The organism is Flexivirga sp. G2, from assembly GCF_055397625.1.
This window is the reverse complement of record NZ_AP039675.1, coordinates 1,026,755-1,043,542: the sequence shown is the minus strand read 5'-3', so window position 1 is coordinate 1,043,542 and position 16,788 is coordinate 1,026,755. Positions and strand designations below refer to the sequence as shown.

Annotated in this window: 13 protein-coding genes; 7 read left to right on the top strand and 6 right to left on the bottom strand. The window is 67.9% G+C overall.

Going from position 1 to position 16,788, the window contains the following annotated elements:
- Nucleotides 1-82: 82 nt before the first annotated feature.
- Entirely contained in the window at nucleotides 83-1,573 is a 1,491-nt protein-coding gene (locus ACZ50J_RS05170) for an NAD(P)/FAD-dependent oxidoreductase (protein WP_464300201.1), read from the bottom strand.
- A gap of 181 nt (nucleotides 1,574-1,754) precedes the next feature.
- Between ACZ50J_RS05170 and ACZ50J_RS05165 the strand changes: the two genes are divergently transcribed.
- The 6 genes from ACZ50J_RS05165 (at nucleotide 1,755) to ACZ50J_RS05140 (ending at nucleotide 10,843) form a co-directional block, all read left to right on the top strand.
- Nucleotides 1,755-2,630 carry an FHA domain-containing protein gene (locus tag ACZ50J_RS05165; RefSeq protein WP_464300200.1) on the top strand — a complete coding sequence of 292 codons (876 nt, stop codon included), beginning with the start codon at nucleotides 1,755-1,757 and terminating at the stop codon, nucleotides 2,628-2,630.
- Between the two features lie 111 nt (nucleotides 2,631-2,741).
- Entirely contained in the window at nucleotides 2,742-5,384 is a 2,643-nt protein-coding gene (locus ACZ50J_RS05160; RefSeq protein WP_464300199.1) for an FHA domain-containing protein, read from the top strand.
- Between the two features lie 208 nt (nucleotides 5,385-5,592).
- Nucleotides 5,593-7,089: a pyridoxal phosphate-dependent decarboxylase family protein gene (locus ACZ50J_RS05155; RefSeq protein ID WP_464300198.1), complete on the top strand. Its 1,497-nt coding sequence runs from the start codon at nucleotides 5,593-5,595 to the stop codon at nucleotides 7,087-7,089.
- Between the two features lie 13 nt (nucleotides 7,090-7,102).
- Entirely contained in the window at nucleotides 7,103-8,398 is a 1,296-nt protein-coding gene (locus ACZ50J_RS05150; RefSeq protein WP_464300197.1) for a lysine N(6)-hydroxylase/L-ornithine N(5)-oxygenase family protein, read from the top strand.
- Nucleotides 8,398-8,967, top strand: a complete 570-nt coding sequence (locus ACZ50J_RS05145) for a GNAT family N-acetyltransferase (protein ID WP_464300196.1) — start codon at nucleotides 8,398-8,400, stop codon at nucleotides 8,965-8,967. The genes ACZ50J_RS05150 and ACZ50J_RS05145 overlap by 1 nt, the downstream gene beginning before the upstream one ends.
- Before the next feature lies 1 nt (nucleotide 8,968).
- Nucleotides 8,969-10,843 (top strand): IucA/IucC family protein, encoded by a 1,875-nt coding sequence (locus tag ACZ50J_RS05140; protein WP_464300195.1) that lies wholly within the window; start codon nucleotides 8,969-8,971, stop codon nucleotides 10,841-10,843.
- On the opposite strand, the gene ACZ50J_RS05135 is transcribed toward ACZ50J_RS05140, so the two are convergent.
- The 5 genes from ACZ50J_RS05135 to ACZ50J_RS05115 form a co-directional block, all read right to left on the bottom strand.
- Entirely contained in the window at nucleotides 10,821-11,282 is a 462-nt protein-coding gene (locus tag ACZ50J_RS05135; RefSeq protein WP_464300194.1) for a MarR family transcriptional regulator, read from the bottom strand. The two genes, ACZ50J_RS05140 and ACZ50J_RS05135, sit on opposite strands and share 23 nt — an antisense overlap.
- Before the next feature lie 635 nt (nucleotides 11,283-11,917).
- Entirely contained in the window at nucleotides 11,918-12,796 is an 879-nt protein-coding gene (locus tag ACZ50J_RS05130; RefSeq protein ID WP_464300193.1) for an ABC transporter permease, read from the bottom strand.
- Nucleotides 12,793-13,782, bottom strand: coding sequence for an ABC transporter ATP-binding protein (locus ACZ50J_RS05125; RefSeq protein ID WP_464300192.1), 990 nt, complete (start codon nucleotides 13,780-13,782; stop codon nucleotides 12,793-12,795). The genes ACZ50J_RS05130 and ACZ50J_RS05125 overlap by 4 nt, the downstream gene beginning before the upstream one ends.
- Nucleotides 13,766-14,893 (bottom strand): LolA family protein, encoded by a 1,128-nt coding sequence (locus ACZ50J_RS05120; RefSeq protein WP_464300191.1) that lies wholly within the window; start codon nucleotides 14,891-14,893, stop codon nucleotides 13,766-13,768. Before ACZ50J_RS05120 ends, ACZ50J_RS05125 begins: the two co-directional genes overlap by 17 nt.
- A 61-nt stretch (nucleotides 14,894-14,954) precedes the next feature.
- Entirely contained in the window at nucleotides 14,955-15,548 is a 594-nt protein-coding gene (locus ACZ50J_RS05115) for a TetR/AcrR family transcriptional regulator (RefSeq protein ID WP_464300190.1), read from the bottom strand.
- A gap of 89 nt (nucleotides 15,549-15,637) precedes the next feature.
- Here ACZ50J_RS05115 and ACZ50J_RS05110 point away from each other — a divergent pair, with 89 nt between their 5' ends.
- On the top strand, nucleotides 15,638-16,786 hold the full coding sequence (locus ACZ50J_RS05110) for an FAD-dependent oxidoreductase (protein ID WP_464300189.1): 1,149 nt from the start codon (nucleotides 15,638-15,640) through the stop codon (nucleotides 16,784-16,786).
- Nucleotides 16,787-16,788 lie beyond the last annotated feature (2 nt).

The window sequence follows — 16,788 nt, the reverse complement described above, 5'->3', positions numbered from 1 at the left end:
CAACGAAACTGGGGTGCCCCGAGCAGGGCACCCCAGTTTCGTCAGCCAGGACTCCGAGACGAGTTCGAGACACCTCGGCGGGTCAGGACGCTTCGTCGCCCGCCGACTTGCGTGAGCGTTCCGGCATCGGCCGGCCCTTGCTGAGCCGGAGATTCGGGTCGAACTCGTCGCCGAGCCGCTGCAGCGCGCTGCGCGCGAAGATCTGCTGCTCGGTCGCGGTGCGTTCACCCCGAGAGCTGCCGAGGAACGACACCGCCCAGTGGAAGAACGTGGTGACCTGGCTCTTGAATCCGATGATGTACCAAAGGTGTACGGCCAGCCACATCACCCAGGCGAGGAAGCCCGACATCCGCAGTTTGCCGACGCTGGCGACGGCACTGAACCGCGAGATGGTCGCCATCGAGCCCTTGTCGAAGTAGTGGAACTTCTGGTCGGTCGACTGGCCCTTGATCCGTCGCAGGATCTGCTTCGCGGCGAACTTCCCGCCCTGTATGGCGACCTGGGCGACACCGGGCAGGTTGTCCAGCGAGATCATGTCACCGACGACGAAGACCTCCGGGTGGCCGGGCAACGTCAGGTCGGGGTTGACCGCGATGCGGCCGGACCGGTCGAGCTCTGCACCGGTCTGCTCGGCCAGCGTCTTGCCGAGGCTGCTGGCCTGCACGCCCGCGGCCCAGACCTTGGTCAGTGCCGCGATGCGCTCGGTTCCGCCTGAGGGAGAACGGTATTCGATGCCGGCTCCGTCGACGTCGGTGACCATCGCGTTGAGCCGGACGTCGACGCCCATCTCGCGCAGACGCTTCTCGGCCTTCTTCCCGAGCCGGGAGCCGAAGCCGCCGAGCACCTGGTCGGCGCCGTCCAGCAGGATCACGTGCGCCTTCTCGGCGGCGATGTGCCGGAAGTCGTGGGGCAGCGTGCGGCTGGAGAGTTCGGCGATCTGGCCGGCCATCTCGACACCGGTCGGTCCGGCACCGACGACGACGAAGGTCATCAGGCGGTCGAGGTCCTTCTCCCGCCCGGAAGCCGCTGCCAACTCGGCGAGTTCGAATGCACCGAAGATGCGTGCCCGCAGCTCGAGCGCGTCATCGATGCTCTTCATGCCGGGCGCGAACTCGGCAAAGTGGTCGTTGCCGAAGTAGGACTGGCCGGCACCGGCCGCCACGATCAGCGAGTCGTAGTCGTAACTGGTCCGGACGGTCAACGCGGACGCCGTGACGGTCTGTGCCTCCAGGTCGATGTCCGTGACGGTGCCGAACGCGACCTCGACGTTCTTCTGCTTCGCGAGCACCTCGCGGGTGGTCGGCGCGATCAGTCCCTCGGACAGGATCCCGGTCGCCACCTGATAGAGCAGTGGCTGGAAGAGGTGGTAGGCGGTCGTCGAGATGAGCGTCACGTCGACGTCCTCGCCGGCCAGCTTGCGGGCCGCGAACAGACCGCCGAAACCCGAGCCGATGATCACCACACGGTGTCGATCGGTGGGCAGGTGGCCGTGCGCCGGCCGCGTGCTGTCCTGCGGGGCGGGGGCTGACTCCGGAGTGGATTCCGGGGTGGATCCGGGGACGGACGATGACATCGGTACCTGCCTCTGTGTCGACGAAACTACGACGGGGTGTACGGCTGGCTCCTACCGCACAGGTTAATCGAAGGGGACGGCTCGACTTTCGGCGCGGGTTAGGCTTGGGCACTGTGTGCGTGGGCCACGTGGCACCCGTCACACGTCCAGCAGTGCGCGCCAGATCCAACGGAGGCTTTCGATGAGCAACCCGTACGACCCCTCGCAGCCGAGTCATCAGCAGCAGTGGGGTCACACGCCGAACCCGCAACAGCCCGGCCAGGGGTATGACGCGGGCCCCGCGCAGGGTGCGCCGCAACCGCCATACGGGCAGGACCAGCAGTGGGGTGCCCCGCAGGCCGAGCAGCAGTGGAACCAACCGCCGCAGCAGCCCGCGCAGCCGACCCCGATCGACTGGAGCTCCGCGCCGCCGCAGCCGGAGCAGGCGCCCTGGCGCGGGCCGGCCGCGTTCGCGCCCCCGGCGCAGCCCGCCGAGCCGCAGCAGTTCGCTCCCGCGGCCGGTCACGACCAGCCCTGGGTCACCGGCGGCACCGCGCAGACCGCTCAGGAGGTCGCCGACCAGTGGCAGTCCACGCGGGAGGCGCACCACGGCACACCCGCACAGCCCTACCGGCCGACTCCCGCCCCGGCAGCGGACTACTACCCGCCGCCCTATCAGCCGGCACCGCAGCAAGCGCCCGAGCAGCCGGCCCAGCAGTCGGCCCAGCAGTGGCCTTCGTATGACGCCCCCGCCCAGCAGCACGACACCTCGTTCAACGAGGCAGCGACGGTGACGACGCCCGCAGTGCAGGAGCCGGCTGCCGAGCCGGAACCCGAGGCGCTGACCATCGGTCGCGGCCGGGAGAACTCCATCGTCCTCGACGACATGCTCGTGTCGCGGCACCACGTCCGGATCACCGCGGACGCCGACGGACTCATCCTGGAAGATCTCGGCAGTCGCAACGGAACCTACGTCAATGGACGCCGCGTCGAACGCACGCACTTGTCCGAGGGCGACCGCATCGGCATCGGCGCGGCGACCTTCGAAGTACGTGATGGGTGGCTGTTGAACGTCTGAGCAGTCCGTCCTCGGTAGGGTGCAGTCACTTCGAGACAGTCACCCGAGGTACGAAACGAACGTCGGGTGCGCCGCTAGGGGCCGCAGCGACGCTGCGCCGCAACGACACACATGGGGGCAGCAGCCATCGCTACCAACTTCGCCGTCCGGGTCAGCTGCGAGGGACGCACCGTTTCGCTCGAGTCGGGGCGGACCGTCGTGGTCGGCCGTGGCCTCGACTGCGACCTGGTGATCACGGACGCGCTCGCGTCGCGTCGGCACGCCGAACTCGCGCTGAACGGCACACATCTCACCGTCACCGACCTCGGCAGCTCCAACGGCACCTTCCTGGACGGTGCGCGGATCACCGCCCCGATGGCCGTCGGCCCGGGCAGCACGCTGCGGATCGGTGGTGCAGCCGGCCCCGAGGTGCGCTTCGAGGCGGCGCCAGCGGGTGCTGCCGTGCGCACCCCGCAAGCGCCTGCCGCCATACGGGAGCAACCGGCGACGCCGTCCGCCGCACCTGCCGCCGGGGTCTCGTTGCCCTCGCATTCGGCACGTGCGACCCCTCAGCAGCAGCCCGCGCAGGCGGCCCCGAAGCAGCGGGCCGAGCCCGCGCGAGCCCGGGCCGCCAGCCAGCCGTTGCCGACGCGTCCGAAGAAGCAGCGCGTCGCGCTTCCCTCGGCACCGAGCAACACCGGCGTCGTCTTCGATCGTTACTCACTGCCCAGCGGCCCGATGGAGCAGCGCGCGCCGCTGGACCGCAGTGGCCACGCGACGGTGACCGGTTCGGTGCCGCAGGTCATGGCCGTCGAACCCGGCCCGGCCGGCGGGCAGGGCGGTGCGATCACGATCGGCCGCGGCCTGGAGAACCAGATCGTCGTCGATGACCTGCTCGCCTCCCGCCAGCACGCTCGACTGGTCCCGTCCCGTGGCGGGTATGACGTAGAGGATCTCGGCAGCCGCAACGGCACCTATGTCAACGGTCAACGCATCAGTGGCGCCCATCTCGGCGAGGGCGACCTGCTGGCCGTCGGCCACTCCCGATTCACGGTCCGCCACGGCCAGCTCGTCGCCAGCGTCGACGAAGGCGACGTCAACTTCGTCGCCAACCACCTCAGCTTCACCCTGCCGGACGGCAAGAAGCTGCTGGACGACGTGTCGTTCGCGCTCGAGGGCTCGAGCCTGCTGGCGATCATCGGGCCGTCCGGCGCCGGCAAGTCGACCATGCTCAAGGCACTGATCGGCTCGCAGCCGGCCACCGAGGGCGAGGTCTACTACGACGGCCGAGACCTCTACCAGAACTTCCAGGATCTGCGGCACCGCATCGGTGTCGTGCCGCAGGACGATGTCGTCCACCGGCAACTGACCGTCCTGCAGGCGCTGCGCTTCGCCGCCGAGCTGCGTTTCCCGGACGACCTGCCGGCCGAGTTGCGCGAGCGGCGCGTCGACGAGGTGATGGCCGAGCTCGGCCTCACCGAGCACGCGCACACCCGCGTCGACAAGCTGTCGGGCGGCCAGCGCAAGCGCACCTCGGTCGCGCTGGAGCTGCTGACCCAGCCGTCGCTGCTCTTCCTCGACGAGCCGACCTCCGGTCTCGACCCGGGCCTGGACAAGCAGGTCATGCAGACGCTGCGACAGCTGGCCGACGGCGGCCGGACCGTCGGTGTCATCACGCACAGCGTCGCCAACCTCAACGTGTGCGACAAGGTGCTGTTGCTGGCGCCGGGCGGCAAGGTCGCCTACTTCGGTCCGCCGAACGAGTTGCTGTCCTTCTTCGGCGCCGCCGACTTCGCCGATGTCTTCACCTCGGTCACCGGCGACCCGAGCGGCGCGCAGCGACGCTTCAAGGAGTCACCGCTGGAGGACGAGCAGGTCGAAGGTCCGCTGAGCGCACCCCGCCGCGAGCCGCCGCCGCTGGAGAAGCCGCCGCGGCAGCAGAGCATCCCGTCCCAGCTGTCGACGCTGGCCAGACGCCACGTGCGCGTCATACTCGCCGACCGCGGCTACTCCGTCTTCATGCTCGTGCTGCCGATAGCCCTCGCGCTGGTCGCGATGCTGGTGCCCGGCAGTTACGGACTCAAGCAGCAACCGCCGATGGGCCGAGGGCCCGGCGAGGTGAAGATCCACACCACCGAGCCGTTGCAGCTGCTGGTCTTCCTGATCATCGGCGCGGTGTTCATGGGTACGGCGGCGACGATCCGTGAGCTCGTCGGCGAACGCGCGATCTACCAGCGGGAGAAGGCGGTCGGCCTCTCCCCGCAGGCATACCTGGCCGGCAAGCTGACGATCTTCGGAGTGCTCACGCTGCTGCAGACGATCCTGATGGTCGGCCTGGTCAGCATCCGCAAGCCGATGCCCGACGGCGCGGTCCTGCTCGGCTCACCGATGGTGGAGATCATCGTCGCCTGCTGGCTGACCGCGTTCGCCGCGGCGTCGCTCGGGCTGCTCCTGTCGAGCATCGTCAAGACGTCCGAGCAGGCGATGCCGGCGCTCGTCATCTCGATCATGGCGCAGCTCGCGCTGTGCGGCGGTCTCTTCCCGGTCAACGGTCGTCCGGGCCTGGAGCAGGTCTCCTGGCTGACGCCGGCTCGCTGGGGGTATGCCGGATCGGCCGCCACGACCGACGTCCGGAACATCCTCATCTCGCAGACGGATCCGCTCTGGAAGCACTCCGCGGGCGTCTTCGTGCTGGAGATCGTGATGCTGCTCGTGCTCGCCACGCTGTATGCCGCGGTCACCCAGTGGCGGCTCAGCCGCAAGGTGACCGACTGACCATTGCCCACGGCGAAGGCCCCGAGACAGGTGTTCTCGGGGCCTTTTGCTGTGGCCGACACTCCTTGGTCGACAGCCACCGATTCGGCCCCCCTCATCCAATCTCCTTTCACCCCAATTGAATTCGGATGTGGCGCACGCCACCTTGCATCCCCTCTCGGACTTGTTGTTAGGTTAGCCTAGCCTTTGTCAGCAACGAGAGGACGCAATGCCCCTGCTCCCGGACCCGACCGAATTCCTGCTCGACGCGCACAGCCCCGCACGCTATGAACGAGACCTGGTGGGTGCCGTGGGTACGGTCTCCTCGCGTTTCGCCGACTGCCCGAGTCCCTTCACGGGAGTCGATCCCGACGTCATACGGCCGGCCGTGGACACCGTCGATCTGGACCACCCCCTCGGTGACACCCCGAGTGCGCTCCGCGAGCTCGACGAGCTCTACCTGCGCGACGCGGTCTACTTCCATCACCCGCGGTATCTCGCCCATCTGAACTGTCCTGTCGTCACTCCCGCTGTTGTCGCGGATGCCGTTGCGAGCGCTGTCAATTCGTCGCTGGACACCTGGGACCAGAGCGGCGGCGGCACGCTGATCGAGCAGCGTCTGATCGGGTGGACCTGCGCGCGGCTCGGATTCGACCCGGCCTCGAGCGACGGCATCTTCACCAGCGGCGGCACCCAGTCCAATCTGCACGCGCTCTATCTGGCTCGCGAGCGCGCCGTCGTCGCATCCGGTCGCGATCGCGTGGACGCATTACCTGCGCTGCGCGTATTCGCTTCTGCCGACAGCCATTTCAGCGTTCGCACGGCGGCACGACTGCTCGGCCTCCATGACGATGCCGTCGTGACCGTCACGACCGATGACAGCAGGCGGATGCGAACCGACGCACTGCGCTCGGCGATCGTTGCCGCGCGAGCGGAGGGTGCGATCCCGATGGCCGTCGTCGCAACAGCCGGCACCACCGACTTCGGAGTGATCGATCCACTCCGCGAGATCGCCGGCCTCGTCCAGGAGCAGCCGGAACCCGTGTGGCTACACGTGGATGCGGCATACGGCGGAGGCCTGCTGGTCTCCCCCACCCGCCGCGACCTGTTGCAGGGCATCGAGCACGCCCATTCGGTCACGGTGGACTTCCACAAGTCGTTCTTCCAGCCGGTCAGCGCCAGTGCGATCCTGGTCCGCCGCGCGGAGTGGATGGACGCGGGCCGGCATCACGCCGACTACCTGAATCCAGCGCGGATGGCACAGGCCGGCATCCCGAACCAGGTCGACAAGAGCCTGCAGACGACGCGCCGCTTCGATGCGCTGAAACTGTGGCTGACCCTGCGCGTGATGGGCGCCGACGCGATCGGCGAACTCTTCGATCGGGTCATCGAACTCACCGCCGACGCTCACCGGGTGATCGACGCGGACCCGCGGTTCGAGATCGTCACCGCTTCCGACCTCAGCACTCTCGTCTTCCGTTACGCACCGAACCCGATCGACGGTCACCCGTCGGAGGCCCTCGATGACGCGAATCTGGCTGCACGCAGCGCGCTTTCGGCGAACTCTGAGGCGATGATCGCGAGCACCACGGTCGACACGCGCACCTTCCTGAAGTTCACGTTGCTCAATCCGCGAACGACCCTCGCCGACATCACGGACGTGCTCGAGCTCATCGCCGGGTATGCATCGGCCCACCTGCCCGCGCAGCCGTCGCTGGCTTCCTGAGGGGAGAAACGCCATGACCACACACGATTTCATCGCCATCGGGCTCGGCCCGTTCAATCTCGGCCTCGCGTGCCTGACCGAACCGCTCGACGACGTCGACGGAGTGTTCCTCGAACGAGGCGCGTCGTTCGACTGGCACCCGGGCATGATGCTGCCGGGGGCGACGCTGCAGGTCCCGTTCCTCGCAGACCTGGTGACACTCGCAGACCCCACCTCGCCGTTCAGCTTCCTCAACTTCCTGAAGCAACGCGAGCGGATCTACCCGTTCTACATCCGCGAATCGTTCTTCCCGCTGCGCCGTGAGTACAACGAGTACTGCAGGTGGGCGGCGGACGGGCTCACCTCGATCCGCTTCGGCCACGACGTGCAGACCGTGACGTATGACGAGACCGATGCGACCTATCGGGTCATGTCGCGGCAGTCCGGCTCCGGCGAACTCGTCGAGCATCGCGCTCGGAAGCTGGTGCTGGGCACCGGCAGCACGCCATACCTCCCACCGGCAGCGCAGAACCTCGCGGGCGACGCCGTCCACAACGCGCACTATCTGCGCCACCGAACAGCTCTCCAGGCCAAGCGCAGCATCACGGTCGTCGGCAGTGGACAGAGCGCGGCCGAGGTCTACTCAGACCTGCTGGGCGAACGCGAAACCCATGGTTACCAACTGAATTGGGTGACCCGATCGCCGAGATTCTTCCCGCTGGAATACACCAAACTGACCCTCGAGATGACGTCACCCGACTACATCGACTACTTCAGCGCGCTCCCCGAGGACGATCGCTACCGACTCACGAAGGAACAGAAGTCGCTGTCGAAGGGAATCGACGCGGACCTCATCAACGACATCTTCGACAACCTCTACGCGCAGAGCCTGCAGTCTGCGCCGACCACCCGACTGCTCACCAACACAACGCTCGACAGTGCGGAGTATGACGCCGAATCCGGTTCGTACACCTTGGGATTGCATCACCACGAGCAGGACCGAACCTTCACCGTCGAAACTGAGGGGCTGATCCTCGCCACCGGCTACCACCACCCGGTTCCGGAATTCCTGGCGCCGATCCGCGACCGACTGCGCTTCGACGGCCGAGGCAGGTTCGACATCGCCCGCAACTACTCCGTCGATGTGGACGGTCGCAGCATCTTCCTGCAGAGCGCCGGCGAGCACGTGCACAGCGTGTCCTCGCCCGACCTCGGGATGGGCGCGTACCGCAATTCGTGCATCGTCCGCGAACTGACCGGTCGCGAGCCGTACCCGGTCGAGAAGTCCATCGCGTTCCAGGACTTCGGCGCACCCGCGGGAGCGATCTGATGACGCCCGACCCCCATCCCGTGTATAGCGATGCCAACGGCGAATTCGCCCTCCGTCCGGTCGATCCCGAGCTCGATGCCGCCCTCCTGCACTCGTGGGTGACGCACCCGAAGGCGACGTTCTGGATGATGGGTGACGCGTCTGTCCAGGACGTCGTGACCGAGTATCAGCGGATCGCTGCTGCGCCGCATCACGATGCGTTCCTCGGTTTCGTGGACGGCTCGCCGGCGTTCCTCATGGAGCGCTACGACCCGGCTCACGTCGAGCTCGTCGACGCCCATGACGCCGAACCGGGAGACACCGGCATGCACTTCCTGGTCGCACCCACCGACACACCTCGGCACGGCTTCACCCGGTCGGTCATCGCAGCCGTACTGACCGCGATCTTCGCCGACCAGGACGTCCGGCGGGTGGTGGTCGAGCCCGACGTCCGCAACGCCGCGGTGCAGCGCCTCAATGCGGCCGTCGGATTCGTGCCACTGCACGAGATCACGCTGCCCGGGAAGACCGCGCTGCTGAGTGTGTGCACCCGCGACGCGTTCCGTCCCACCACGACCTCAGGAGTATGACGTGACCGCGAACCCCTATCCCGCCGCTGACACGGCACTTGTCCATCTCAATCCCACCGATTGGGCAGCCGCGAACCGATACCTGCTCGCCAAGGCGTTGTCCGAATTCAGCCACGAGCGGTTGCTCACCCCGAGGCACATCGGCGACAACCAGTGGTCGCTCAGCACCGAGAACGGTGGCACGACATACACGTTCAGCGCCCGACGGCTGCCGCTCGATCACTGGCTGCTCGATGCCGAGTCCATGCGCTGCACCACTGCCGGGGTCGACCGCCCGCTGGACCTGCTGCGGTTCGTGCTCGACTTCCGCACCGCGCTGGGACTGTCCGACGACATCCTGCCCGTGTACCTGGAAGAGATCACGGCCACGATCTCCGCGGTCGCCTTCAAGCTCTCCGGATCGACACCCACGAGTCGACAGCTGATCGATGCAGGCTTCCAGGCCATCGAGGCAGGCATGTTCAACGGACACCCCTGCTTCCTGGCGAACAGCGGACGCACCGGCTGGGGATCGCACGAATATCAAGCATTCGCACCGGAATCCGCCCAGGACGTGCACCTGCTCTGGGTCGCGGCACGGCGCGACCTCGCGACGTTCACGTCCTGCCGGGACACGTCGTACGACACGTTCCTGCGGTCGGAACTCGGAGACCAGGTCGACGACTTCGACCGACGGTTGCACAGTCTCGGCCTGCAGCCCGCCGACTACACCTTCATCCCGGTGCACCCGTGGCAGTGGTGGAACAAGCTGTCCGTGACGTTCGCCGCCGAAGTCGCCCAGCAGCGGCTGGTGCTCCTCGGCACGGGCAAGGACTCCTATCGTGCCCAGCAGTCCGTGCGGACGTTCTTCAACGCCACCGACCCCGCGAAACACTATGTGAAGACGGCACTCTCGGTGATCAACATGGGCTTCATGCGCGGACTCTCCGCGGCATACATGCGGGCCACTCCGGCGATCAATGACTGGCTCGCCGATCTGATCGCCGGCGATGACTCCTTGAAACGCACCGGTGTCAGCATCATTCGCGAACGCGCTGCGGTCGGCTTCCACGCAACCCGGTTCGAGGAGGCGACCGACACCTCCTCCCCCTATCGCAAGATGCTCGCCGCACTGTGGCGGGAGAGTCCGGTCGGCCAACTCGAACCCGGCCGCGAATTGTCAACGATGGCAGCACTGCTGCACATCGACCGAGAGGGACATTCGATCGCCGGTACCCTGATCGAACGATCCCGCCTCAGCCCCGCTCAATGGTTGCGCGGCTACCTCGATGCGTACCTGGTCCCACTGCTGCACTGTTTCTACCGCTACGGGCTGGTCTTCATGCCGCACGGCGAGAACGTCATCCTCGTCCTGAACGACGGCGCGGTCGAACGAGTCATCCTGAAGGACCTGGCCGAGGAGATCGTGGTGATGTCCGAGCAGACCCCGCTTCCCGAGAACGTCGAGCGGGTGCGCGCCGACGTGCCGGAGGACGTGCAGTTGCTGTCGATCTTCACCGACGTCTTCGACTGCTTCCTGCGGCACCTGAGCGCGATCCTCGACGAAGAGGGACTGCTCGACGCCGACACGTTCTGGACGACGGTGGCCGAGACAGCGGGCGACTATCAGCGCTCAGAACCTCACCTGGAGCACCGATTCGCCCAATTCGACCTGTTCACCGAGGAATTCGCGCTCTCCTGCCTCAACCGGCTGCAGTTGCGCAACAACCAGCAGATGGTCGACCTCGCCGACCCATCCGGCGCCCTGCAGCTGATCGGCACCTTGACCAACCCGATCGCCGGTCGAGAGTCCGGCGATGGACGAATCGACGACCGAGCCACGGGTCGTCAGGGAGCTACGGCTCCGGAGGGCGTCACCGATCCGCTGGGTCGGTGACGATGATCCGCTGCAGCACCGAGCGCAGCGCTTCCACACTGTCCTGCCCCACCGCACCTGCGAGCCACGCATCGAAGTCGTCGATCACCCGCTCGCCGACCTGCACGGCATACCAACCACGCTCGGTCAAGCGCACCCGACGCACCCGGCGGTCACTGCTGTCGACCTGCTGCTCGAGGTACCCGCGATCGGCGAGATAGCGGATCAGCTCTCCGGTCGCCTGTTTCGTCAGCTGCGCGGCCGTGGCGAGCTCACTCACCGTCGAACCGGCCGGGTCGACGGCCATGAAGATCGGAGCGTGTGCGGCCCGGATATCGCCGATACCGGCGGCCTCCAGGGCCGCGTCGAGTTCGCCGGACAAGCGCTTGGCGGCAGTGGCGAGCAACGTGCCCAACGGCGTCGGGCGGCCCGCGAACGGATTAGTAAGGGCCTTGACCATTTGGTTGAACTCCTCCTACGCTGCTGAATAGTCAGGAACCTTATCAATGGGCTCGGGAGAAGATCATGGAGCGGATGGACGGCGCGCGCCGCATCGGCGGTGTGCTGTGGGTGGCAGGGGGACTGGTCTTCGAGATCTGCTGGTGGTCGTCGGGCCGCGTGACCCTCGGGCCGGTCACGACAGCCCTGGTTCTGCTCGTGGCGCTGACAACGGCGTCTGCCGTATGGCGACCGCACGCGCGGCTGACGCGGTGGGCCGGCCGGGCGACAGCGGTGGCGCTCGGGCTCGACTTCGTCGGCGCTGTCGCCGATCGGTTCGGCGCGCTCGGGCGGCCCGGCAGCAGTGGGGTGTCGTGGGGCGACTGGTCGCACTTCGTCACCTACACCGGCACGCTGCTGCACGACCCCGGTCGGGGCGTCGCGACGACCGCGGCGATCGCAGCCACCGGCGTCGAGATGCTGCTCGCGCTCTGGCTGGTGAGCGGGCGGCAGCACCGCTACGCCGGTAAGGCCACCGCGGGACTGCTGGTCGTCTACCTGGTCTCGATGGCGTCCTCGACGGGCTGGGCCGAAGTGGCGAAGTACGCGGTGCCGGTGCTCATCGGCGGCGCGCTCAGCGCCTCCGCCATACCCCGATCAGCTGGTGATGTCCTTGCCGTCGAAGCGGGCCCAGGCCGCCAGCAGGAACACCACGATGTAGCCGAGGGCGACGAGCACTCCGGCCCGGACGGTGCTGTAGTCGGGCGGATTGCGCATCAGGTCGGCGAACGCCGGCCACCGGTGCACCAACAGCCACGGGTGTAGCCAGGCGAGCTGCGGGATCGCGTCCAGCACCCACATCGCCGCGGTCACGATCATGACGGCGACCGTCGCGGCGATCGGCTGCTCGGTCAGGGTGGAGACGAACAGGCCCAGCGCACCGAGCGCACACAACCCGAGGGCGACGTATGCCGTGCTGATCAACAGCCGCCACAAGCCCGTCCCGAGCGGGATCTGGTCCCCCGACAGCGTCGTGAGCGGTCCGGTGCCGAAGAGAAGTATGCCGACGACCGCGCTCACCACTGCCACCGTCAACGCCGCAATGCACGAACCGGCAACGATGCCAAGGTATTTCACGACCAGCACGCGGGCACGACCAGCCGGGACGGTCAACAGGTAGCGCAGCGTCCCGGAGTGGGCCTCCCCCGCGATCGCATCCCCGGAGACCATCGAGATCGCCAACGGGAAGAACAGGGTGATCTCGAAGGTCAACGCGGCGAACGCCAGGAAGACACCGTTGCCGACGATGTCGTCGACGAAATTCGGCGGGCCGTCACCGCGCGGGTTGCTCTCGGTGAGCTTGACCGCCACGCCCAGCAACACCGGCAGGGCGGCGAGCACCACGAGGCCGGCCTGGTTGCGACGTCGCCCCATGATGAGGCGCAACTCGGACAGGAAGAACCGCCCGATCTTCCGGGATCCCCGCGAAGTATCGGAGCGAGCGACGAGCGGAGAACGTTGTGGGGTGGTCGTCATGACTTCACCTCGAAGCCTTCACCGGTGAGGGACACGTAGAGGTCCTCCAGGCTCGGCCGGTCGATCGCGAACCGGCGGATCCGAACGTCCGCCTCGGCGAGAGCGGCCGAGATCCGTTCCGGCAATTGTTCTCCCGGGCGCCCGGTCACGACGTCTCCGTCGCGGTGCACCTCGCCGACGCCGAGCCGCGTGAGGACCGGCACGGCCCGCTGCGCATCGGGGGTGTGCACGACGAGCTGCGCCGTCTGGGTCGCCCGCAACTCGTCGATACTCCCCTGCGCCACCAGCTTCCCGGCACGCATCACACCGACGTGCGAGCAGATCTGCTGGATCTCGGCGAGCAGGTGACTGGAGATCAGCACGGTGATGCCGTCGGCGGCGAGTGTGCTCACCAGGTGTCGGACCTCCCGGGTGCCCTGCGGGTCGAGACCGTTCGTCGGCTCGTCGAGCACCAGCAGATCCCGGGGCGCGAGCAGCGCGGCGGCGATCGCCAGTCGCTGTTTCATCCCGAGCGAATAGGCCCGGAACCGTTTACCGGCAGCGGGTTTCAGTCCGACGCGATCAAGCGCCTGGTCGATGCGCTGCTCGCTGGTCGCCGCGTCGGAACGAGCGTCCGCGGCGTCGAGTCGGCGCAGGTTGGCGAGGCCGGACAGGTGTGAGTGGAAGGCCGGCCCTTCGATCAGCGACCCCACCCGGTGCAGCGCGGTCGTCAGGTCCTGCGGCATCGGGTGGCCGAGGATCCGGTGCTCCCCCTCGCTCGGCGCGATCAGGCCGAGCAGCATCCGGATCGTCGTCGTCTTGCCGGAGCCATTTGGGCCGAGGAAGCCGTAGACACTGCCGGTCGGCACCCGCAGGTCGATCCCGTCGACCGCGCGCTGCGATCCGAAGACCTTTGCCAGGCGATGGGTTTCGATGGCACAGGCCTCATCCCACGAGGTGTCTCGCAGCGACTCGGACGCCGGGGAGAGATCAGCCGAGGGCGGCATACAGGGTCGTCGGCCGGACGGCGCCGACGGCGAAGCGACCGTCGTCGGTGATGACCGCACTGAAGAGTGCAGTGTTGAGCAGGTGGCCGCTGCCCCAGCTGCCGGAGACCTTCGGCAGCAGCTTCAGGGCACTCTGCAGGTTCGGACCCTTGGTGTTCGCAGTCGTTTTCGTGGGAACGTTCCCCACGAGCACCGACGACCAGGCCTTACCGACGACCTTGGGGGCCGCACTCGACATCCGCGGGTTCGGCGCGTGCTCGGCCTTGGCGTGCGCAGTCCTCGGCATCTTGTCGGTGACCTTCGCACCGGGCGGCGGGGTGAAGTCGAAACGGCTCGCCGGCGGCTTGGTGAAGCTGATCGAACTGAAGCCAACATTGATCGCGGGCTTGCCGGCCCCACGGGCGAATACCTCTGCGCGCAACGGAATGTGCTTCTTCGCATCGATCGCGATGTGGATCGAGCCGATCGTGGTCGTCGTGGACTTCGGCGTCAGAACGAGCTCGTATGCCGCCCGGCCGGCGACGCGGTCGTTGCTCGTCGTCGTGACCGAAGTGGTCGGGTCGAGCATCTTCAGCACCCAGGCCGAGACGTCCTGCGGAGTGCTGAGCTGCGCAGCGCTCGGCACGGAATCAGCCGATTGTTGCGCCGAATGATGTGGCATACGAGCGGATTTCGCTGCCGGCGCGGTCAGATGCAGCACCGACTTGTCCGCACTCTTCCAGACCCACAGGCCCTTGCCGTTGGTGATCACGTCGGTCTCAGCCGAGTCGCCGAGGACCGCGACCCGCGCGGACCGGGCGCCGTCGTACCAGACCTTCGCCTGGTGGGTGCCGCTGAGCAGACTGATCGGGTTGGTCGGGTCGCCGCCCGCCATACCTTCCGGAAGCTGCGGCAGGCCCAGCGACATGTGCGCGGTCACCGTGCCCGACATGGCGACCGGCTTCGCGCGTTGCACGTCCGTGAGCAGCTGCGCGGCGGTGCGCGGCGGCAGGTTCGTGGCGGCATCGGCGGGCCAGTGCGCGGCGATCTGCGACCCGGCGATGATCGTGGCGAGCGCGGCCCCCGGTGCTGCCCAGCGCAGCCAGGGACGACGACTGTATGGCGCGTTCATTCTTCGATCGTAGGCCGGTCGACCGAGGATCGCGTCCCCCCTGAGAGGGATATGTCGACCCTCAGGCGTCCGGGAAATCCCCGACGAGGTAGCGGTCGACCGTCGGCGTGATCCAGCGCACCAGTTGATCGACCGACAGTCCAGTGACGCTCGGAAGCTCCAACAGGTAGCGACAGAGCGCGACCCCGAGCATCTGGGTGGCGAGCAGCGCGGCCCGTTGTTCGTGGCGTTCCTGGCTCTCGGTCGGGTTGAGTGCCCCGACCAATGGACGGACGACCTGCTCGGTGAGTCGCTTCTCCAACTGGGCCCGGGCCGCCGGGTGAGTCACGGCAGCACGCAGCAGGATGCGCCGGTCGGCACCGTCCGAGCCCTCCCACTGTGCCAAGTAGCCGCGCACGATCGCCTCGCCCACCTGCTCTCGCGGCACCGCCGAGAGGTCGAAGATCTCCAGGTCGTAGTCGATCGACACCGCGAAGAGCTGTTCCTTCGACCCGAAGTAGCGCATCACCAGGGCCGGGTCGTAGCCGGCGTCGGCCGCGATCGCCCGGATGGTCGCGCCCTCGAAGCCGGCCTGGCCGAAGCGGGCCCGGGCAGCCGCGAGGATCCGCGTCCGCGCGTCCTCGGCGGAGCGCTTGCGACCGGGCTCGGGAGTCATGACCCGATGATAAATCAACAAGCGTTGACAAGGCAGCGGAACAGGCGTAGACCGATAAGTCCACAAACGTTGACATACGGAGGAACCGCATGATCCCCAGCACCACGGACGTCGCGATCGTCGGCGCCGGCCCGGTCGGTATGGCGGCCGCGTGCGCGCTCGCCGCCCGCGACATCGAGGTGACCCTCCTCGACGCAGCTGCCGCCGGCAGCCCGACATCGCGCGCGACCCTGGTCCACCCGCGGACCCTCGAGGTCCTGACCCGCATCGACGCGACACCCCGCATGCTCGAGGAGGGCCTGCGGTGCCCCGACTTCAGCATCCGCGATCGGGACCGGGTGCTGCTCCCTCTCAGCTTCGCGGGACTGGACACGACCTTCCCGTTCGCGCTCGCCATACCGCAGAACCGGACCGAGGCGATCCTGGCCGACCGACTCACCGAGCTCGGTGTCGCCATACACCGGCCGCTCGAGGTGCTCGGGCTGACGCAGGACCCGTCGGGTGTCGACCTGGCGCTGGACGACGGCCGGAGCCTGCGCGCAAGGTACGTGCTCGGGGCCGACGGCATGCACAGCCGGGTGCGCGAGGCGATCGGCGTGGGCTTCGGCACCGACGACGCGGCCGGCACCCACGGTTTCGCGCTGGGTGACGTCCGGATCGACGGCGGGCTGCCGCAGCGGGAGTCGTGCATCTACTTCGGCGACACCGGCGTGCTCGTCATGGTGCCGTTGCCGGACGGCACCTTCCGCCTCGTCGCCGACGTGGGCGAGGCGCCCGAGACGCCGGACGCGGCATACCTGCAGGCATTGCTGAGCGAACGCGGCCCGCAGGCTGAGGCGGTCACGATCAAGGAGGTCCTGTGGGGCTCACGCTTCCGCATCCACCACCGGGTTGCCGACCGGTTCGCCGTGGGCCGGGTGGCGCTGGCCGGCGACGCGGGTCACGTGCACAGCCCGGCCGGCGGGCAGGGCATGAACCTCGGTCTGCGCGACGCGCTGAGCGCTGCCGACGCACTGACGGCCGCGATCGGCGGGGACGAGTTCGCCGTGGAGCGGTATGGCGCGCAGCGTCGCCCGCGAGCGGTGTCCGTGGTGCGCTTCACGCGCCGGCTGACCCGACTGGCGACGGTGGACCCGCGGGTCCGGCCGGCTCGCAACCTCGCGATCGCGGGGCTGGCCAGGGTGCCCGCCGTCCGACGGAAGATCGTCCACACCCTGGCCGGTCTGAACGATCAGTGAGT